This is a genomic window from Lunatibacter salilacus (genome assembly GCF_009797935.1).
Lineage (GTDB): Bacteria > Bacteroidota > Bacteroidia > Cytophagales > Cyclobacteriaceae > Lunatibacter > Lunatibacter salilacus.
In genome coordinates, this window is sequence record NZ_VOLC01000009.1 from 233,404 (window position 1) to 254,221 (window position 20,818).

At 40.5% G+C, this 20,818-nt stretch carries 12 protein-coding genes; all 12 read left to right on the forward strand.

The window, feature by feature from the left end:
* Positions 1-4 precede the first annotated feature (4 nt).
* The gene (locus FQ608_RS14070; protein WP_158858871.1) at positions 5-4,111 is read left to right on the forward strand and encodes a hybrid sensor histidine kinase/response regulator transcription factor; all 4,107 of its coding nucleotides are present in this window, start codon (positions 5-7) and stop codon (positions 4,109-4,111) included.
* A 1,044-nt stretch (positions 4,112-5,155) separates the two neighbouring features.
* Positions 5,156-8,311 (forward strand): SusC/RagA family TonB-linked outer membrane protein, encoded by a 3,156-nt coding sequence (locus FQ608_RS14075; RefSeq protein ID WP_158858872.1) that lies wholly within the window; start codon positions 5,156-5,158, stop codon positions 8,309-8,311.
* A gap of 19 nt (positions 8,312-8,330) precedes the next feature.
* Positions 8,331-9,986 (forward strand): RagB/SusD family nutrient uptake outer membrane protein, encoded by a 1,656-nt coding sequence (locus tag FQ608_RS14080; RefSeq protein WP_158858873.1) that lies wholly within the window; start codon positions 8,331-8,333, stop codon positions 9,984-9,986.
* Between the two features lie 22 nt (positions 9,987-10,008).
* Complete coding sequence (locus tag FQ608_RS14085) at positions 10,009-11,283, forward strand: glycan-binding surface protein (RefSeq protein ID WP_158858874.1); 1,275 nt, start codon at positions 10,009-10,011, stop codon at positions 11,281-11,283.
* Between the two features lie 92 nt (positions 11,284-11,375).
* The gene (locus FQ608_RS14090) at positions 11,376-14,684 is read left to right on the forward strand and encodes a VCBS repeat-containing protein (protein WP_234364204.1); all 3,309 of its coding nucleotides are present in this window, start codon (positions 11,376-11,378) and stop codon (positions 14,682-14,684) included.
* A gap of 114 nt (positions 14,685-14,798) precedes the next feature.
* Positions 14,799-16,628, forward strand: coding sequence for a glycoside hydrolase family 9 protein (locus FQ608_RS14095; protein WP_234364205.1), 1,830 nt, complete (start codon positions 14,799-14,801; stop codon positions 16,626-16,628).
* 516 nt (positions 16,629-17,144) lie between these two features.
* Complete coding sequence (locus FQ608_RS14100; RefSeq protein WP_262885504.1) at positions 17,145-18,167, forward strand: DUF262 domain-containing protein; 1,023 nt, start codon at positions 17,145-17,147, stop codon at positions 18,165-18,167.
* Positions 18,168-18,173: 6 nt separating this feature from the next.
* Positions 18,174-18,812, forward strand: a complete 639-nt coding sequence (locus tag FQ608_RS14105) for a HEPN domain-containing protein (RefSeq protein ID WP_158858876.1) — start codon at positions 18,174-18,176, stop codon at positions 18,810-18,812.
* Between the two features lie 302 nt (positions 18,813-19,114).
* A complete protein-coding gene (locus FQ608_RS28055) occupies positions 19,115-19,369 on the forward strand; it encodes a type II toxin-antitoxin system RelE/ParE family toxin (protein ID WP_158858877.1) in 255 nt (84 codons plus the stop codon).
* Positions 19,347-19,646, forward strand: coding sequence for a helix-turn-helix domain-containing protein (locus FQ608_RS14115; RefSeq protein ID WP_158858878.1), 300 nt, complete (start codon positions 19,347-19,349; stop codon positions 19,644-19,646). Before FQ608_RS28055 ends, FQ608_RS14115 begins: the two co-directional genes overlap by 23 nt.
* A 60-nt stretch (positions 19,647-19,706) precedes the next feature.
* Positions 19,707-20,162, forward strand: a complete 456-nt coding sequence (locus FQ608_RS14120) for a helix-turn-helix domain-containing protein (RefSeq protein WP_158858879.1) — start codon at positions 19,707-19,709, stop codon at positions 20,160-20,162.
* Complete coding sequence (locus FQ608_RS14125; RefSeq protein WP_158858880.1) at positions 20,152-20,715, forward strand: PIN domain-containing protein; 564 nt, start codon at positions 20,152-20,154, stop codon at positions 20,713-20,715. Before FQ608_RS14120 ends, FQ608_RS14125 begins: the two co-directional genes overlap by 11 nt.
* Positions 20,716-20,818: the final 103 nt, after the last annotated feature.

Here is a 20,818-nt window from a genome sequence, read left to right on the forward strand (position 1 = left end):
ATGTATGCATAACCTGAACTTAACCGTGTTTTTTCTTCTACTTACTTGCTTTGGAAGCCAAGCCCAAACATTGGAAAATGAATACGTATTCAAATCTTTAAATGAGAATCATGGCCTTAGCAACAGCAATGTGCAATCGATCCATAAAGATGCACTAGGTTATATGTGGTTTGCAACTGCCAATGGGCTCAACCGTTTTGATGGTACCCGAATACGAGGCTTTTTTTCGTCCGAGAGTGACAGCAATGCCGTCAGTTCCAATTCTATTGTTAAAATTTTCGAGGGACCTGAGAACAATCTTTGGCTTAAAAATTCGCATAATAATTTCGATGTTTTTTTGCTTAAGGAAGAGAGATTCACGACTGACATAAATCGATTTGCGACAAACTATAGCCTACTTTCAACGAATATTAAGTCCGTCACCCGTGACCGGGAGGGAAGATATTGGTTTACTCATCCATCAGAAGGCATTTCGATCTATGACCCTGAGATGGATGACACGCAGTATATATCACATAAGGGATTTGGAGCCGAAATTTTAGCCTCCAATGAAATAGCCTGCTTAGCTTTTAGCCCAATTGGATACGTATGGATACTTTACACCGACGGTACTATTGAAATATTAAATTCTGACACGAAACAGGTAGTAAATAGCTTCTCCCTTAAGCAGTACTTTTCAGATAGCAGAAATCAAGAGTTGGAATTGTTTTTGGATTCAGATGGAGATGCTTGGGTGTTTGATTTGAATAATGATATGGGAATATTTTATGTCAATCACAGTTCATTCGATATTAAGTGGATATCTACTAAAAATAAGGAGTTCACTATTAACAATAATCTTGTTAAGTCTATCTCTGAATACAAAGCTGGTGAGATTTGGCTTGGAACCGATCATGGAGGAATAAACATTCTGGATAAAAAAAGGAAATCAGTCACCTACCTCATGCCAAAAGCGGGGTATAATTCGAGTTTGTCCAGTAATGCCATTTACGCTATGTTTAAGGACCCTGACGGGATCGTTTGGATAGGAACGCACAAGAGTGGCGTTAACTTTTACCATGAGGGCTTGATCAGATTTTCACATGTGAAAAATTCGAACGATCCCTCAAGTTTACCTTATAATGACGTAAATGTGTTTGCCGAAGATTCCTTGGGAAACTTATTCATAGGCACTAACGGAGACGGATTGATTTACCATGATAGAAGTAATAACACATATACCCAATATAAAAGCGATCCAAATAATCCCAACAGTCTTTCTGGTAATGTTATTGTTGCCATGGAAATCGACCAGGATGGGGAACTTTGGCTAGGAACTTATTTGCATGGGCTTTCCCGCTTTGACGGCACATCATTCACCAACTATAGGCAAGGTTCTGAAATGGATCAGGGCATTTCAGATGCCAGCGTGTGGAAAATTTTTGTAGATTCTCAAAATAGGATCTGGATAGGGACTCTCCGGGGAGGGCTTAATCTTTTTGATAAAAAGACGGACCAAATCACTCACTACTTGATTGGGGACGATGGCGTCCCCATAAATAATGAGTACATCACTGCATTTGAAGAGGATGAGAAGGGTAATCTTTGGGTAGGCGGCGGATATGGAATCGATGTAATTAACCTTTCTTCAGGTTATTTTCGATATTATTCGGGGTTGGATCCAGAAACAGGTTTGGTTGGAAACAATATTTCTGAAATTCTTAGGGATTCTCAGGGAGTCATTTGGGTTACCACTTCTGAGGGCTTGAATTATTTTGATGTGCAAAATGAAAAGTTTGTGGGTTACACCAAGAAAGACGGGTTGCCTTCAGATTATGTCGTTTCGGTACTCGAAGATGAGGAGGCTAATCTCTGGGTTAGTACCCACAGCGGTCTGTCCTATATCAATATTGACAGGAAGGCTACTCCATTTACACTTAGGTACAGAAATTTTAATATTTCAGAGGGACTCCAAGCACCCTTATTCAATAAAAATTCCGCATTAAAGACGGCTTCTGGGGAACTGATATTTGGTGGACCAAACGGGTACAATATCTTCAAAACGGCAAATTTTGGATTTGCGCTAAATGATCCAAAAGTTATATTGACAGGATTATCCATTTTTAATAAGCCGGTTCATGCGGGTGAAACCGTTGGAGGTAGAGTTATAATTACAGACCACATTACCCAAAGCAATTCAATTCAACTAAAGCACGATGAAAATATTTTTTCACTGGAATTTTCCGCTTTAAACTTTTTAAACTTTGAAAAAGTTAAATTCAGATACAAGCTGAAAGGATTCAATGAGGAATGGACTGTGCTAGATCAACCCCCGTTTAGAGTCACCTATACGAATTTGGATCCTGGAACCTACGAATTGGTTCTTCAAACCGCTTCAAATGATGGGGGTTGGAGTGATGAAGACCGCACCCTTGAGATTAGGGTGTTAGCTCCATTTTGGAAAACACCGGGAGCTTATTTCCTCTATTTTTTACTGGGTGTTGGGATGGTTTTCTTTGCCAGGCGTCAGCTTTTGACAAAGGAACGTGAAAAGTTCAGAAGATTGGAAGAAAGAAGGGAAACTCAACGTATAAAAGAGCTCGATGAATTGAAGACTAGATTTTTCACAAATGTGAGCCATGAATTTAAGACTCCCCTGACATTGATTCTTGCGCCTGTTGAAAAATTATTGAGAAAAAATACCGATGAATCTGACCGAAAACAGTTTTTGACGATTCAAAAAAATGGGAAACGTCTATTGCAATTGATAAATCAAATACTTGACGTCAAAAACATTGAAAAGGGAAGTATAGATTTTAATCCTTCAAAGGGTGATATCGTTCTTTTTGTGGCAAATAAAGTAAATGATTTCAAAGAGCTTTCGGAGAAAAAAAACATCTCTTTGAATTTCAAAACCAGCATTGAAGCACTACAGACCAGCTTTGATGCGGACAAATTGGAGAAAATAATTTATAATATGTTATCAAATGCCATCAAATTCACCCCAATGAATGGCACGATAGCATTGTTTGTAGAATTGGAAGAAATTAATGAATACAGTGGACGCTTTTACATCCACTGTCAAGATACAGGAATTGGGATTTCCCAAATAGATTTACCGAGGGTATTTGATCGGTATTTTACAAGCAGTCATACCGACGACAGCCATGACCAAGGTACAGGTATAGGACTTTCGCTAGCCTTGGAGTTTGCGAAAATACAGGGTGGTAATATCACGGTGACAAGCAAAGAAGGAGAGGGCTCACATTTTACATTATATATTACGGTCCCAATAAAAAAGGCTGATGAGAATAATGTAGTTGATGGGGATGTTTTGGAGAAGACAATGGCAAAAGGAGAAGTGGTCTACAAGCCAACACTGTTGTTGGTGGATGACAACTTGGAATTCAGCGAATATTTGAAGGAGTTTTTGGAACAGGATTACAATATACTTTTTGCCCACAATGGAAAAATCGGATTAGAAAAGGCGTTAGAAAATATTCCTGACCTTATTATATCTGACCTAATGATGCCTGTAATGGATGGGGTAGCACTGTGCCAAGCCGTTAAGAGCAATCTGAAAACATCCCATATTCCGGTTATAATTCTTACCGCAAGAAGTTCCGAGGAAAAGCAGTTGGAAGGGCTTCATTCCGGGTGTAATCTGTATATATCCAAACCGTTCAAATTGGAAATTTTGGCATCTAGTATCGAAAATTTGATCGTAGAGAGAAACAGGCTTCAAAAGCATTACAAAAAAATCATTTCTGTCAATACAAGTGAAGTGGAGATTATGTCTATGGATGATAAGCTTATCCAAGACGCAATGAAGGTGGTGGAGAAAAATATGGACAATCCTGAGTTTTCGGTTGAACAGTTGAGCAAAGAATTGTTTATGAGTAGGGTACATCTTTACAAGAAGCTTAGTGCCCTGACCGGAAAAAGCCCAATAGAATTTATCCGGCTTGTCCGTTTACAACGGGCGGCGCAACTGTTGGAGAAAAGTCAGTTGAGTATTTCCGAGGTAGCTTACCAAGTTGGTTACAACAACGCCAAATACTTTACCAAACATTTTAAAGCGGAATTTGGGGTTTTGCCTTCACAGTATCTTTTAAAAATTGATATTGGTTGATATTGGATACTGGTGGATATTCAAATTGAAATATGGTAGAAATATTGTGGAAATATGGCCTACGGCCGAAATATTGGGAAATGATATTGGTTGATATTGGATACTGATGGATATTTAAATGAAATATGGTGGAAATATTGTAGAAATATGGCCTGTCAGCCGAAATATGGGGAAATGATATTGATTGATATTAGATATTAGTGGATATTAAATGAAATGCAATTGATATTTGGCCTAAGGACGAAATAGGCTTGAAATATAGTGGAAAGATGAAGTAGGATTGGAATTTTTTTGAAATTCAGTGGGCTTAGCTGTGTTAGCCTTTACTGTCTTGTGAGAAACTTTGGTAATGGACGGCTGATAAATTTGATTCAATTGAAGAGTCTGATACATGTGGGCATTTACACGTTTCGTTTTTAATGGGAGTAGTGGTTTATTCCTGAAACAAATCCGATTTCATGGTTTGAAATAGAAAAATTAAGCAATAAATTCTAAAAATTAAATTTTTTAACCTTGGGTTTTAATTCGAATAACTCCATTTACACGAATTAAAATATAGGTTTTTTGATAGATGTAGAATTATATTCTGAAAAATCGAATGTTATCATTTGATACCCTAATTGAAAACATTTGAATCCCTACCCAGCTACGGAATGTATCTACATTTGATTACGAAAAATTGCGTAAGGCCAATCTCTAAGGTAGGGAATGGCTTATCAAATAGAATTCAATTATCATTAACCCAAAGACCGAATGCAGTATCTCTCACTTCCTCCTCCAAGTCCGAATATAATTGACCTTTTTCCGGTGCATCCTCTTCTTGGATTTAGCATCCTATTTATTCCATAAACCTAAAAATTGCAGATTATGAAATCGAGCATGACGAAAGCCTCACACAGTGGGATGATTGTAATTGCGAGATTCCATGTAGCCGCTAAAAAACAATTATAAACATATGAAATCGAGCATGACGAAAACGTCACACAGTGTGATGATTATCATAGCGAGATTCCATATGGCCATCAAAAAAACAATTATAATCATATGAAACAACGCTTACTGCTATTGCTATTTCTGATTTCAGGGATAGCTCACGCACAAATTAATATCATGGGTAAGGTGACCTCATCCGCTGACGGACTGGGAATACCCGGAGTCACTGTTCAGGTTCGCGGTACTACCACAGGTACCGCAACGGATTTTGATGGCTATTTTACACTAACTGTCAGCAACGAAGAGCAGGTACTGATATTCCGTTCCATCGGATTCAAACAAGCCGAGGCTGTAGTTGGAAACAGAAGGTCCATAAATGTTGCCATGGAAGAAGACTTGGCAAGCCTGGAAGAGGTAGTCGTAGTCGGTTATGGTACGATGAGAAGACAGGACATGACCTCCGCGCACGTTTCGGTGAGCTCGGAAATGATAGACCGTACCATTAATACCACCATTGAGCAGGGCTTGCAGGGAAGAGCTGCGGGGGTATATGTTACCCAAAATACCGGTGCTCCCGGTGGAGGGATTTCTGTTAATATCCGGGGAGTCAACTCAATTGGTGGATCCAACGAACCACTTTACGTTATAGACGGTGTGCAATTCCAACCATCCACCGTATCCTTTGGAGCGACTGCTGGCACTAACCCACTGGCAAATCTAAATCCAAGTGATATAGAAACGATGGAAATTCTCCAAGGTCCCTCTGCCACTGCCATATATGGCTCAAGAGCTACGAATGGAGTTGTCTTGATCACAACCAAAAGAGGGAAATCTGGAGAGGTAAAAATAAACTACGGCTATCTGTATAGTTTGCAGGATAAGCCCGTGTTTACGCCGGTAATGGATCTAAGCCAATACGCCACCATGGTTAACGAGGTAAACCAAATTACTGGTGGTCAAACACAACCCACATTAATGGACCCTTCTTTACTGGGACCAGGTACCGATTGGCAATCAGCACTGTTTCGTACTGCGGCGCTACATCGACATAACCTCAACCTAAGTGGTGGAAATGACAACACCACCTACTTTGTATCTGGGGAATTTTTCAATCAGGAAGGCGTCGCAATAGGGTCCGGATTTGAGCGATATTCCATGCGTGTCAATCTTGACAATCAAACCAGAAAATGGTTGAAAACCGGATTGAACCTTCAGGTATCTCAGACCAATGAGCAATTGGCAACAGGAAGTACCGACGTAGTCAACAATGCACTTCAAATGGCACCCAACATACCTGTGACGAATGTCGACGGCAGTTGGGGTGGAGCAGATCCTATCAATGGAAGTAGCTTGCAGTTCACCCCGCCAAATCCAATAGCAATAGCTAACCTACTGGACAGAAGTTTCTTAAGACGCTCTGTGCTTGGAGGATTGACTTTAGAGGCTAGAATCATGGAAGGATTGACCTTTACTACCCAAGTAAACGGTAATTTTGGCGCAAACCTGTCAAGCTTTTTTACCCCAACTTATACGCTTGGAGTGGTACGAAATGATGTAAACTTGCTGGAAAAACGTTCAGAATCGAGTTACTATTGGAACTGGTCGCAGATTTTAAACTATTCCAAAAAGTTTGGTCCCCACCGGGTCGACCTGATGGCTAGCCATGAGGCGCAGGCATCCCGCTACGAATTTGTAGCCGCAAATAGACAAAACTTACCGTCCAATGAGATACCTTCTATAGGTCTTGGTTCCGCACAGGGATCAACCAACAACGGAGGTATGAATCACTGGGCAATGGAATCCTATTTTGGAAGGTTAGTTTATTCATTCAATGACAAATATGTCTTGCAAAGTGCGATCAGAGCTGACGGATCTGCCAATTTTGGTCCTGAAAACAGATGGGGATATTTCCCTTCCGTATCAGGTGCCTGGAGGATTTCTGAGGAAAACTTTCTTAGCGGAGCCACTTGGATAGAAGAATTAAAACTTCGGTTGGAGACTGGTTTGACTGGAAACCAGGGCAGCGCAGGAGCGATTTTCGCCCCATTAAGTTCACCTAGTATCCCCACACCTTGGGGTGGTGGGTTTTTAGTCTCCCGATTTGGCAATCCCGGATTGCAGTGGGAAGAGACACTGACCAATAATATTGGTTTTAATTTGAATCTATTCGAAAACAGGATTCAGTTGGAAGGTGATTTTTATATCAAAAAAACCGACAATTTATTGCTCCCAAATCCATTGCCTTGGTATATGGGTACATCCGGAGAGGGAAGCATTGGAACGCCTACAGTTAATATAGGCGCACTCGAAAACAGGGGATGGGCATTTACGTTGAATGTCATCCAAATGGATAGACGGGAGTCCGGATTTACTTGGACAGGTAATTACAACGTTTCAGGATTTGACACCAAAATCACCAGGTTCTTTTCAGAAGCGTCATTTATTGACCGAACCGCTTGGTATATGAATAATTTCACGCAGCGGGCAGTAATAGGTTCTCCGCCATGGCAGTTTTTCGGTTATCAATACGATGGCTTGTTCGAATCTACTGAGGAAATCGAGCAGAGTGCGATACCAGTTGATAACAATGGAAACCGATTACCTGCAAGCCCTGAAGGAGTATATATCGGTGATCTTAAATACAAAGATGTCAATGGAGATGGAATAATTGATGAAAGAGATCAGACCTTCCTGGGTAATCCATGGCCTACCCTCTCTTTTGGAATGTCACAGAATTTTACCTACAAAGGATTTACGCTTGACCTATTGTTTATTGGATCCATTGGAAACAAAATATACAACTACAATAGATTTGTCAATACCAATCCTAATAACATCAACTTAGGAAGAAACATGTTATTGGAAACGTTCCAGTATGCCAAAATTGAACAGGACGCAAATGGGAATGACTTCCTAGCTAATCCGGGAACGGATATTCCTAGAATCACTGTCACGGACATCAATGGAAACGGGGAAAGAATCACGGACAAGTTTGTGGAAGACGGTTCATTCTTACGATTGAAAAATGTCAGCTTTGGATATAATATACCTGTTAAATACCTAGCTGGTCAAAATGTAATCAGAGGAGCTAGAGTTTCTATCGGTGTTCAAAATGCGCTTACATGGACAAAATATACGGGATTTGATCCTGAGGTTGGTGCCTATGTGGGGAACAACGTATCTGCTACCAATCAATTAATTGGCGTAGACTATGGACGATATCCACTCACTAGGATGTATAACGTCAGCGTAGGTATTGACTTCTAAAAACTTCAAAATGAATATCATGAAGATAAAAAATAAATTAAATATAGGATTGGCTTCGTTGCTTTGGGTAGCAACATTCGTAGCCGGCTGTTCGGACGATTTTCTTGACAGGCCACCCTTGGATGCCATTGTTGACGCAAACTTCTACCAAAACGATGGTCAGGTTTTATCGGCTACGGCACCACTTTACAACATTGTATGGTTTGCCTACAATGACAAAGCCTCCCATGGGATTGGTGATGCACGGGGGGGCATACTCACGACAGGTTCTTACCAATTGGAAAATGTCAGGTTCAACACTACTGGAGATACGCCAGAGAACGGCGATGCTTGGAGATCATTCTTCAATGTGGTAGCACAATCCAATTCAGTGATTTACAATATCACAGCCTTTGCGGGAGAGGAAGTTAGCACCAGAATTTACAACCATGGATTGGCCGAAGCCAAATTTATGCGGGGTCTTGCATACTCTCATCTGGTACAAAATTATGGACCAGTACCTGTGATTACTAATAATACCACATTGCTTCAGGACACAACGTTGGCCAGAAATACAGAGGAATCTGTTTGGGAATTTATTATGCAGGACATGAGATTTGCCGCAAAGAATCTTCCAGATCAATCTGTTCAAAGTGGAAGGTTGAATAAATGGAGTGCGGAAGGTATGATGGCAAAGATGTTTTTGACCAGAGCAGGTATTACCGGAACACGCAACAGGACAGACCTTGATTCTGCAGCCTATTATGCCAAAAGGGTTATAGACAATAGTGGCAAGACCTTACTGCCAAACTATGAGGATTTATTCAAAGTAGCCTTTAACAACAACGTGGAGACCCTGGCTGCTTTACAATGGACTTACAATGCGGGACAGTCAGGTGCTTGGGGTGCCCAAAACTCTGTCCAGGCATTCTTAGCCTACGGGTCTGAAATCACTGGTTTCGGTGATGGCTGGGGGGGAGATATTGGTGCCTCTAAGTGGATGCTTGAACTGTATGATGATTTCGCTTTTGATACCAGGAGGAAAGCAAGTTTTATGTTCCCGGGTGACCATTATCCTTATATTACTCAAGTTCCAGCAGGTGGGTCCGCACAGCAACTTCGCGTCCCAGCGCAAGAGGAAGCCGGAAGGGCATTTGTCACCCGTGCTTGGGTAAAAAAATATGTAGTCGGAAGGCCTGAGGACAATGACGGTAGAGTGGTACAACAAGGTACAGAAATTAATACTTATATATTAAGGCTTGCTGACGTTTACCTAACCTATGCGGAAGCCATTGTGGATGTTAATCCCGGAGCAGCCCTCACCTACGTCAACCTAGTAAGAGACAGAGCCGGTGTAACTCCGCTTGAATCAGTTACGTGGGACGATATTTTCAAGGAAAGAATCAAGGAGTTTGCCATGGAGGGACAGGCATGGTATGAATTTACTAGACTTCATTACTACGACCCTGCCAAAGCTTATGAGATTTTATCTAACCAAGATAGAGGTACATTCCGTGTCTATGCAGACAGAATTCCCGATCCTACTTTGTGGGAAATTGAAATTCCAGAGTTTGACACGACTCCCCGATTTTTCCAAGTATCATCAGGAAACTTCCGGATTCCAATTCCTTCAGCGGAACTGGCGAGGGCTCCCAATTTGAGGAAAGCCCCGGTGCCGTATAATTTTGGAAATTAATTCACTTAATAACCATACTCAAATGAAAAAAAATATCATTAAATACATATATAGCGGAACAGTTCCTTTCCTTCTGCTTCTTGTGGGTTTTGGATTCGTATCCTGCTCAGAAGATGATAATCAGGGAATGGCTGCTCCTATCATCGAAAGGATTCGAAATACCGATCCGACTACCGCTGATTCAGCATTTGTTAGTGCCACGCTTGGTTCTACCCTTGCGATCATCGGTAATAACTTGGCGACTACGCAACAAGTATTCTTAAATGATTACCCTTTGGGCGTCAATCCAGCATTTACCACGAATACAACAATACTGGTACAGATAAATGATTCTGTACCAACGGTAGCCACGAATCCCAATGTGGTCAATAAGATTCGGGTAGTGACTCAATATGGAGAGACCTCCATGGATTTTCAAACTTTGCCACCTCCTCCTCAGATTATGCAGGTTAAGAACCAGTTTCTTAATTCTGGGGATGAATTGATGCTATATGGTCGGTATTTCTACTTTGTGGACACTGTTTATTTTCCTGGAGAGGATGTGTTTGTAACTTCAGGCATTTCAACCAATTCCACCGGCACCACGCTGAGAGTGACTGTTCCTGAGAATTTGGACTTTTCGGAGGGAAACAGTATTTCTGTGGTAAGCCGAAGTGGAGGTTCTGTAGTGAACAGAAATACCCAAATCTACGATGGATTGGGAATGATTGCCGACTTTGATACAGATGGCGTGTTAGGTTGGCCTTGGAACTGGGGGTGGGGACTCTCCGGAGAAATGATCCGAAGCGAGCAGCCTGGTATACAAAGTCTGGATGGTAATTTCGCTGGGATGAATCAGGCCTTTCCCGGTAGTTTTGGCTGGAACAATGATAAGGTGCTAAATTTGGCAGCATGGAGCGGGGAACAATTTTTCCCGACAGCACCTACGGATAGGTTTAGTCCTGGAGCGGCAACATCCCAATTTGACATTCGATTTGAGGTTGCTGTAAATACTTCCGAATCTATTGAAGGATTATTAATGCAATTATGGTATCCAAATGCCAGTGGCAATGAGCTTCAGGTCAATGTTCCGATCAGTGACTTTGTACGGACCACGGATGGAGAATGGTATACCATGTCGGTTAACTTGAGCAGTTTGACCAGTGGAAACATACGGTTAAATACTTACAGTAATTTCTTGGCAGGTGGCGGTGATGGAGTCAAACAGCTTAGGCTGGTTGTCCAGAACAGTACCGGATCGGATATCTCTGCCGTAGTTGGTATTGACAATGTCAGGGTAGTACGGGCAAACTTCTAATAGTTTACAGGTAATGTAAATGATAAATAACTAAACAAAGGGATGGCTTAAGCCATCCCTTTGTTTATAAAATTGATTCTTTTAATCAGCCTATGAAACTCAATCAGTTACGGCTTTCAACCCTCCTTTTATTTATTCTCTTGCAACTTTCAATTACAGGTTGTAATGAAAAACCTGTGGATTTAAAGGAGAATACTCTGTTTGAACGGGTGCTGGGAACTGATTCATCTATTGAATTCAACAATTCCATTACTGAAAATGCGCTTGCGAATATCCTTACGTTCCAATATTTCTATAATGGAGGTGGCATTGCAGTGGGGGATGTCAATAATGACGGATTGATGGATCTGTATTTTACTGGCAATATGGTCGAAAACAGGCTCTATCTCAACAAAGGGAACTTCCAATTTCGGGACATTAGTTTTGCCTCCAACACCCTTGGAAGGCAGGATGGCTGGGCTACAGGGGCGGTCATGGTAGATATCAATCAGGACGGTTTTGACGATATTTATGTGTGCTATTCAGGTGATTTTCAGGCCGAACAGCGACGGAACCAACTTTTTGTGCATCAGGGATTGGATTTGGATGGACTCCCAATTTATAAAGAAATGGCTGCCGAATTCGGATTGGATGATCCAGGCTACAGTACATCGGCGCTGTTTTTTGATTATGATCTGGATGGTGATCTGGATCTGTTATTACTACAACATAATCCGAGGTTGTTCAGTAACCTGGATTTGAACCAGTACAAAAAAAGATTGGAGGAATTTGAACCCGACATGCATTCTAAAATCTACAGGAATGAAGAGGGGATCTATAGGGATGTTACAAAAGAGGTAGGGCTCGCCACAAATCCGCTGAGCTATGGGTTGGGTGCTGGCATATCAGATATCACAGGAAATGGGTTTCCGGATATCTATCTCGGGAATGACTATTCAGCACCGGATTATTTATATGTTAATAACGGAGACGGGACATTTACTGATCAGTCCGTCGAAATGCTTGATCATATAAGTCTGTATACGATGGGAGTAGACGTGGCGGATATCAACAACGATGGCAAGCCCGATATTTTTACTTTGGACATGCTGCCCGAAGACAACAAGCGGCAAAAATTATTATTCTCCCCGGAAAATTACGATCATTTCGAGCTGATCAAAAATGCAGGCTTTCATTATCAGTATATGCGGAATATGCTGCATTTAAATAATGGGGATGGAACATTTAGCGAAGTCGGCCAATTGGCTGGAATATCAAACACAGACTGGAGCTGGGCACCGCTTATTGCTGATTTTAACAACAGCGGTCATAAGGATCTATTTGTCAGCAACGGATTTTTAAAGGACTTTACCAACCTTGATTTTATTAATTATAGAAACGACTATTTGAAGGACTCCAAAGTAGACCAAGAGGGTATCGTACAATTGATAAATGCAATGCCGGCCACGCCGCTTCAAAATTACATCTTCGAAAATCAGGGCAACCTTAAGTTTACAAATCAATCGAATGCCTGGGGCTTAACTGAATTTTCTAACAGCAATGGGGCGGTGTACGTGGACTTGGACAATGACGGTGACTTGGATTTGGTTGTTAACAATATCAACGAAGAAGCTTTTGTTTATAAAAATCTCAGCAGGGAGAAGGACGATACCGGATTTTTGCAGGTGGTTTTGATTGGTGAAAAAGGCAATTTGAGCGGTTTTGGAAGTAAAGTCACGCTGTATACCGGGGGGCAAAAACAGTTTTTTGAGCAGCAACCATACCGGGGTTATCAGGGTAATGTTGGGTCAGTTCTACATTTTGGATTGGGGGGTTACAAGGAAATTGATTCGCTCGAAGTCGTTTGGCCTGATGGAGCTAGAAATTTGCTTATTAAACCTGATATCAATACTAGGATTGAAGTGAGAAAAAGCAACGGAGATGAAAATCTCAATGTCGCAAAAGTGAAAAACTCACGTTGGGCTAAATCCGAGGTTTTAAGTTTAGGAAATCCCTCCAGGTATTTTCGGGATTTTAACCGTCAGGGGCAGTTGATGGAGGGTTTGAGTAATAGAGGAACCCATTTAAAAGAGATTGATCTGAAAGGTGATGGCAATTTGGAAGTGTTGGCACTTGGCAGTTTGGGTCAGCAGCCTGTTCTAATTTCTTTAGAGAATGGGGAATATTTAACCAGAAACATTCTTCCAGAAGGAACTGAAATGGAAGGGCTGATCACCGATGCGGTTATTTCTGATTTTAATGGGGATGGATTTCAGGATGTGTTTTTGGTAGCAGGTGGGTACCATGATTTTGTTCCGAATGATCCGAGAATGACAAATAGGCTACTGATCAATGACGGAAATGGGAATTTGAATCCATCAAAACACTATACAGACCAAAACCAAGCTAGTCACTCCAAAGCCGTAGCCATTGACCTGAATCAGGATGGATTTATGGATTTGGTTTTGGGTGGATATTATTTGCCGGGCAGGTTTCCTGAGTCTGCTTCTGGTAAAATCTTGATTAACCAAAGCGGAAAAGACTTTAAAGAAATTGCCGTCCCCAGCCTGCAGCGTGTCAATGCGATTGAGGTAGCGGATTTGAATGGGGATGGTATTGAAGAAATAGTAGTAGCCTCCGACTGGGCACCTGTACAAATTTTTAAGTATGGGAATGAATCCCTAGAAGACCATACTGCTGACTTTTTTGATATCAGCGAAACTGGTTTGTGGAAAAGCCTCCTTGTGGAGGACTTGGATGGCGACGGTTTACCGGAAATCATTGCTGGTAATCTTGGGAAAAACTCGCAGTATACCGCCAGCACTACGCAACCCATGGAGATGTATTATGCAGATTTTGACGACAACGGATCGATAGATCCAATACTGACTTTTTACATTCAGGATAAAACCTATCCCTATTTGTCCAGAGAGGAATTGTCCAAGCAGCTCTATAAAAAGAAAGCGATGTTCCCTAGCTATGAAGCCTATGCGGAAGCGGGATTATCGGATATATTAAATAAAAAAGAGCTTGCCCTTGCCCAAAAAATGGATGTTACTACGCTGGAAACAAAGCTTTTCCAGAATATCGACGGAAGGATGACAGCCATGGAACTTCCAATAGAAGCCCAGTTAGCTCCTGTTTATGCGATTATTTCCATTCAGGGAAATGATAGCCGAAAAGAAATTCTCCTTCTTGGAAATCAGGAAGAGGCCAGGCTAAAAATTGGAAGAATTGATGCTAACCACGGTGTCCTGTTACAAATCGGGGACAGCTTGGAAAGCATAACCTATATACCTCAATACATTTCCGGGTTTTCCTTAAAAGGAGACATCAGAAGTGTAGTCCAACATAACGATGACCTTTGGTTTGGCAAGTCTGAGAACCAAATTGAAATCTATACCCCAAACAAGCAACCATAAAAAGCTTAATGTTTCATTCCTTACACGTGAAATCGAGCATGACGAGATCGTCACACAGTGAGATGATTATAATTGCGAGATTCCATATGGCCATTGAAAAACAATTATAATCATATGAAAACGAAGATAACCTCTCTTGAAAGCAACCTGCATACTATCAACGCATCTAACTCAAAACCTATGAAACCCTTTCTATTTACTCTGATAATTCTCATAGCATTTTTAGAGGGATGTAGTCCCAGTCTCGGTACCGTGGACACCAAAATCAACGAAGCCATCCGGGTAAACCAACTTGGCTACTACCCCGAGGCGGATAAAATTGCAGTTGTCACGGAGGAACCTGAATCAAATGAATTCTTTCTATTAGACACAAAGAACAAGCAGCAGGTATTTGAGGGGAAACTTTCCGCACCTGTACAGTCTGTTTTTTCTGATAAAACAACGTGGATTGCTGACTATTCTGACTTCGAAAAAGCAGGTGAATTTTGTGTTTATATTCCATCTTTGGGTTGCTCCCCATCATTTCAGATCCAAGCCAATATCTTTGAACCGCTTGGGAAGGCAAGTTTGAAGAGCTACTATTTCCAGCGGGCTACCATGGATTTGGAGGAAAAATATGCGGGAATATGGGCCCGGCCAGCCGGACACCCGGATGATCAGGTGCAGATTCATGCATCAGCTGCAAGCCCAAGCAAGCCGGAGGGAACCGTCCTTTCCGCTCCAATGGGCTGGTACGATGCGGGCGACTACAATAAGTATATCGTCAATAGTGGAATTACCATGGGTACCTTGATGTCCTTGTATGAGGATTTTCCGGAGGAATCACGACAATTAGATCTTTCCATTCCGGAATCTGACAATGCAATTCCTGACCTTATCGATGAACTGCTATGGAACCTTAGGTGGATGGCAAATATGCAGGATTCTGAGGACGGTGGCGTATATCATAAGCTGACCACGGCAAGATTCGAAGGCATGGTATTGCCCCATAAGGCCACCAATCAACGGTATGTCGTTGCTAAAAGTACGGCGGCAGCCTTGGACTTTGCGGCCGTAATGGCACAGGCATCCCGGATATTAAAAGCCTATCATCCAAACCTAGCTGCTGAATACCTAAAAGCTGCTGAATCGGCTTGGCACTGGGCCAAGAAGAATCCGGAGGTTTTGTACCGGCAAAATGATATGAACAAAATCCATCAACCAGAAATCCACACCGGTGCTTATGGGGATAATTCAGTGGAGGATGAATGGGTCTGGGCAGCCAGTGAACTCTTTATCAGCACACAGAATCCAATATATCTACAGGAGGTTTCCGTACCAGATTCTTTTGAGCTTCCTACTTGGAATAAGGTCTCTTGGCTGGGGTATTATTCTTTGCTCAGGTTCAGCGAAGATTTGGAACAACTTCCAAGTGATCTGCTTGCTGCTATCAGAAGCAAGTTGATGGATCAGGCCAATGCGTATGTGGATTTTGCGAACAGCGGTGCCTACCGCAGTGCCATGGGGCATACCGCCAAAGATTTTGTGTGGGGGAGTAATGCCGTAGCGTCCAATCAGGGGATTGTTTTGTTGCAGGCTTACCGCCTTAGCGGAGAACAAAGGTACTTAGATGGAGCCCTATCCAATTTGGATTATATGTTGGGCAGAAACGCTATCGGATATAGCTATGTGACAGGTTTTGGCTATAAAACCCCCAAAAGACCGCACCATAGACTGGCAGAAGCCGAACCCGAAAAGGAACCCCTACCCGGCTTTATCGTCGGTGGCCCCAATCCCGGCCAACAGGACGGATGCAACTACAGCAGCAAAATTCCCGACGAGTCCTACACCGACGAAGCCTGTTCCTACGCCTCCAACGAAATAGCAATCAACTGGAATGCACCCTTTGCCTATTTGGTCAATGCGGTGGAGTTTCTTTCGAGGGAGATGAGTGGTGGGGACTGATACTTTTTTTGTAGATTAGGTCTGGGTACAAACTGTTTTTTAGTATTTCTGAAGATTGGTGGGGGAAAATTTGATTAGTTTTGTGTATATTTTGGGGATGTTAATGTTTGCTGCTTATGGTTTTGGCTACAAACCGTTGAATTTTTCTGTTAAATAATCGGGGAAATAACGAATTTACTGGTTTCGATAAGGATGGTGAAGGCTGTCTATCGGTAGAGGAACGGATAGGGTGTGAAAGGATTCGTATGCTGGAAAGATGTACTTGCCTCAAAAAAAAGGAAATAATTCCAGACCAAATTAACCAAATGGAAGATTTCCGATCGGCAAATTTTTACTATTAGTAATTGAAATTCACGAATAATTACAGCTATGAGCAAAGAAACATATGAAGATGAGATCCTAGAGAGCAATGAGGAAATCGCTGAGGACATCTAAAAATTCGATCCTAGCGACATCGTCGTCTATTCAAGAGATTGGACAATTGAGACCATTCAAGCTCAAATTAAAGGAGGAAACATTGACTTAAATCCAAAATTTCAAAGACGGAATGCTTGGACGGATGAAAAAAGAAGTAAGTTGATTGAATCAATTATTATTGGCTATCCGGTTCCGGAGATTGTACTTGCAGAAGACTCTCATAGAAAACGCTCCTTCATAGTAATTGATGGCAAACAAAGGTTGTTAACTGTTGCTGGGTATATTGACCCGGATGGATATAACTATTGGACAAGACCTAAACTTCAGAAACTTCAGGTTCGAGATGATTTGAATAGTTTGGAATTCCATGAACTGGAGTCTAACCCAAAATATGTTAATGAACTTAGAGAATTCCAAAATTCATCACTGCGATGCACAGTAATAACAAACTTTACCACTAATAATGTTTTATATGATATTTTTTATAGACTCAATTCTGGCTCTGTCCCTCTTTCTACACAAGAGCTGAGACAGGTATTGAATAGAGGAGAGTTTGCTAACTTTTTAATTTCTATAACAAATGAAAAGCAACCAGTGCATGACGTTTTAAAACTTTCAGGACCTGACAAAAGGCTTAAAGACATTGAGATAATTTTAAGAGTATTTGCATTTAGGATGTTTGCATCTGATTATACTGGAAATCTCAAGAAGTTCCTTGACGATAAAATGGCGCTAATTACCAAGGATTGGAGTAATTTTGAATCAGAAATATCAAACACATATAAAGAGTTTAATGATACGATAGAATACCTTAGTACAGTATTTGGCTCATCTTCGAAAATTGGACGAAAAGTTACTAATAACGAATTTGAATCAAGATTTAACCGAGTAATTTTCGAAGTCCAGTGTTTCTACTTTATGCAAATGGATAGGAAAGAGCTTAAGTTGACTGAAGTTTTTATCGAGAACTTCAAAAAACTATGTAGTGAAGACAATGAATTCAGAACATCAGTTGAATCATCAACAAAAAATATTGAAAGCTACCGAACTCGATACTCTAAGTTTCAAACCCTTTTGAATGAATCCTTTGAATTAAGTATCGACCTTAATCCGTTTAATTAGGTACATATGGATTTTGATATTCAATACATTAAGGTTAATGATTACTTAGAAAAGATTGAAGAGAAGTTTCTTAAGGCCCATTTGGAGAACCCTCTCTCAACGCCAGATGATTATAATCTTGACGTAAAGTCATATTGTATTCTATGCCATGCCGCATTTGAAGAATTCGTGGAACTAATTGCGTTGCAAGTAATGAATAAGTCAATAAAGCTTTATACTATTGAGCTAAAACTAACAAAACCATTGATTTCGCTTATGCACTTCAAAAGTAGTCACGCTAATTATCTTGAATCAAATACCGAAACTCTTTCAGTAGAGACGATTGAAACAATATATGATTACAATAGAGTCAAATTGGACGAGATTAAATCGTCATTCTCTAAAGAAGTATTCAATAATCATGGAGTTTCACTCAAATATTTGCGCAAATTATTAATGCCCGTGTCGGTTGATATTCCGAAAGATGTCAATTGGTCAAATTCCCTGGAAAAATTAGCAAATGAACGAGGTGCTTATGCTCATAAGTTTTTAGAGAAAGGACGAGTAAAGCAAAGTATCGAGCCTGAAGAAGCGAAGATAATCGTTTCTGATTGCTTATCTCTTTGTTTAGAAATAAAAAATAGAGCTAAAAAGCTAATAGATTAAGACCACTCCATTCAGAACCTATCCAAAGGAGGCGATTCATTAGTAAAATAAGTTTTATATTTTTTGTCAGTTTAATTAGTGGGCAGACAATCTAATACTACAAATTTCTACTGTTTACCAAAATGCCCAACGATTGTTGGCATTAGACTTTACCATCACTAACATTAAAATCGACCAAAACATTTGAATTATGTTACGTATTTATCTAACGTTTTTTTAGAGAAATTCTTTAATACGAAAATCAATATTTAGATTTTTTTAAGGAGCTATGACAGGAAGTAAAGTAGAAATTTAACTGGACTTTGCAACTAATTGAAACGATTGAAAGAGTTCCAAAAAAGTATTTTAACTATGTGACCAACTCGACAGGAATTTTTAAAATACGTGTAGAAGTGGGTTCGGATATTTTCAGAGTTTTCAGATTTTTCGACAAAGGAAATTTAATAGTACTGGTTAATGGATTTCAAAAAAACACACAGAAGACGCCTATAAGCGAATTAGAATTAGCAGCGAAACCTAAAAGACAATATTTCCATGAGCAACAGAGCTTTAAATAAGAAATTGACATCCTTTTCCGGGCATTTGGATGAGCAATACGGGAAAAAAGGTACCCCCGAAAGTGAAGAGTATGAAGAAGAATTTGAAGCTCTTAAATTAGGAGCTATGATTCAGGTCCTTCATAAAGAGCTAGGTTTGACACAAGAACAGCTTGCTGAAAAATGTGGAACGACAAAAACGTTCATTTCAAGAATTGAAAATAATGCAAGCGAAATCAGGCTTTCGACTTTAATGAGATTTATCCGTCAAGGACTTGATGGAACTTTGTTCAAATAATCGAAATAAACGAACGTTGTTTTGAATATTTCATATATTTGTTATTCAAAGCAGACTAATATGAATAACATTGAGAATATAAATAGACCTTCTAAAGAAGAGCAAAAGGCAGCCATGGTATCTTACGATGCCTTAGCTGCTGCATTAGATCAAATTCATTCCGAATACCCTGAAATTGAAATCCAAGAGACAAATGAAAGGATTAAAATTCCTTTAAAAGCATTGCAGCTTCTAGCCAGAATTTTAAAGGAAACCAGTAATGGTAAACCTGTATCTATTGTTCCTATTGCAACCGAAATAACGACTCAGGCAGCAGCGGAACTTTTAGGATGCTCAAGACCACATTTGGTGAAATTGCTTGAAAATGGGGAGATCAGCTTTTCAAAAGTTGGTAAACACAGAAGAATCAAATATCAGGATATCATCAATTATAAAAGAAAAATGAAAGATGAGCAGCGCAAATTGCTGATAGAAATAATGAAATCAGACGAAGAATCAGGGTTATATGATTCATAGTGTTAGATTTACGTGCGTTCTAGATACGAATGTGATCTATCCGATTGATATCAGGGATCTTCTGTTTTGGTTTGCCTCATATGATCTTTTCACTCCCAAATGGAGTAAACAATTTTTTATTGAATGGGAAAACGTGATGAAACGAAAGGGTATTTCTGAGGAAGAGATAGAAAAAAGATTGAATAAGGCCTTGCGTGCATTTCCGGATGCGTTGGTTGATAATTATGAACCCCTTGTTAATTCTTTAGAATTGCCCGACGAAAAAGATCGGCATGTATTGGCTGCGGCAATTAAAACGAATGCAAATATCATAATAACGAACAACCTGAAAGATTTTCCAGAAGCATATTTAGCAAGCTTCGGGTTAACGGCAAAAACAGCTGATGACTTTATAACTGATACCATTGACCTAAACAATGAACTTGCATTAGAAGCTTTCAGAGCTTTGGTGTTGAATAGAACCAATCCAAATCTTGATGAGTTTGAGATATTAGATCGATTTCGGAGAAATGGATTGATTGATTCGGCTAACTACCTGCATGCTCTCTTATAATAAAAAAACGTATGCACAACAAAATCTTGGACAAGGCATAGCTTCCGCAGGTAGGCGCTAACCGTATCCGGACTTATCTGGGGGTATTGGGAAACATTTATTC

Bases quoted from the DNA above. Each gene is read 5' to 3' on its own strand.
- FQ608_RS14070 (WP_158858871.1), top strand. From the start codon at position 5: ATGCATAACCTGAACTTAACCGTGTTTTTTCTTCTACTTACTTGCTTT.
- FQ608_RS14075 (WP_158858872.1), top strand. From the start codon at position 5,156: ATGAAACAACGCTTACTGCTATTGCTATTTCTGATTTCAGGGATAGCT.
- FQ608_RS14080 (WP_158858873.1), top strand. From the start codon at position 8,331: ATGAAGATAAAAAATAAATTAAATATAGGATTGGCTTCGTTGCTTTGG.
- FQ608_RS14085 (WP_158858874.1), top strand. From the start codon at position 10,009: ATGAAAAAAAATATCATTAAATACATATATAGCGGAACAGTTCCTTTC.
- FQ608_RS14090 (WP_234364204.1), top strand. From the start codon at position 11,376: ATGAAACTCAATCAGTTACGGCTTTCAACCCTCCTTTTATTTATTCTC.
- FQ608_RS14095 (WP_234364205.1), top strand. From the start codon at position 14,799: ATGAAAACGAAGATAACCTCTCTTGAAAGCAACCTGCATACTATCAAC.
- FQ608_RS14105 (WP_158858876.1), top strand. From the start codon at position 18,174: ATGGATTTTGATATTCAATACATTAAGGTTAATGATTACTTAGAAAAG.
- FQ608_RS14115 (WP_158858878.1), top strand. From the start codon at position 19,347: ATGAGCAACAGAGCTTTAAATAAGAAATTGACATCCTTTTCCGGGCAT.
- FQ608_RS14120 (WP_158858879.1), top strand. From the start codon at position 19,707: ATGAATAACATTGAGAATATAAATAGACCTTCTAAAGAAGAGCAAAAG.
- FQ608_RS14125 (WP_158858880.1), top strand. From the start codon at position 20,152: ATGATTCATAGTGTTAGATTTACGTGCGTTCTAGATACGAATGTGATC.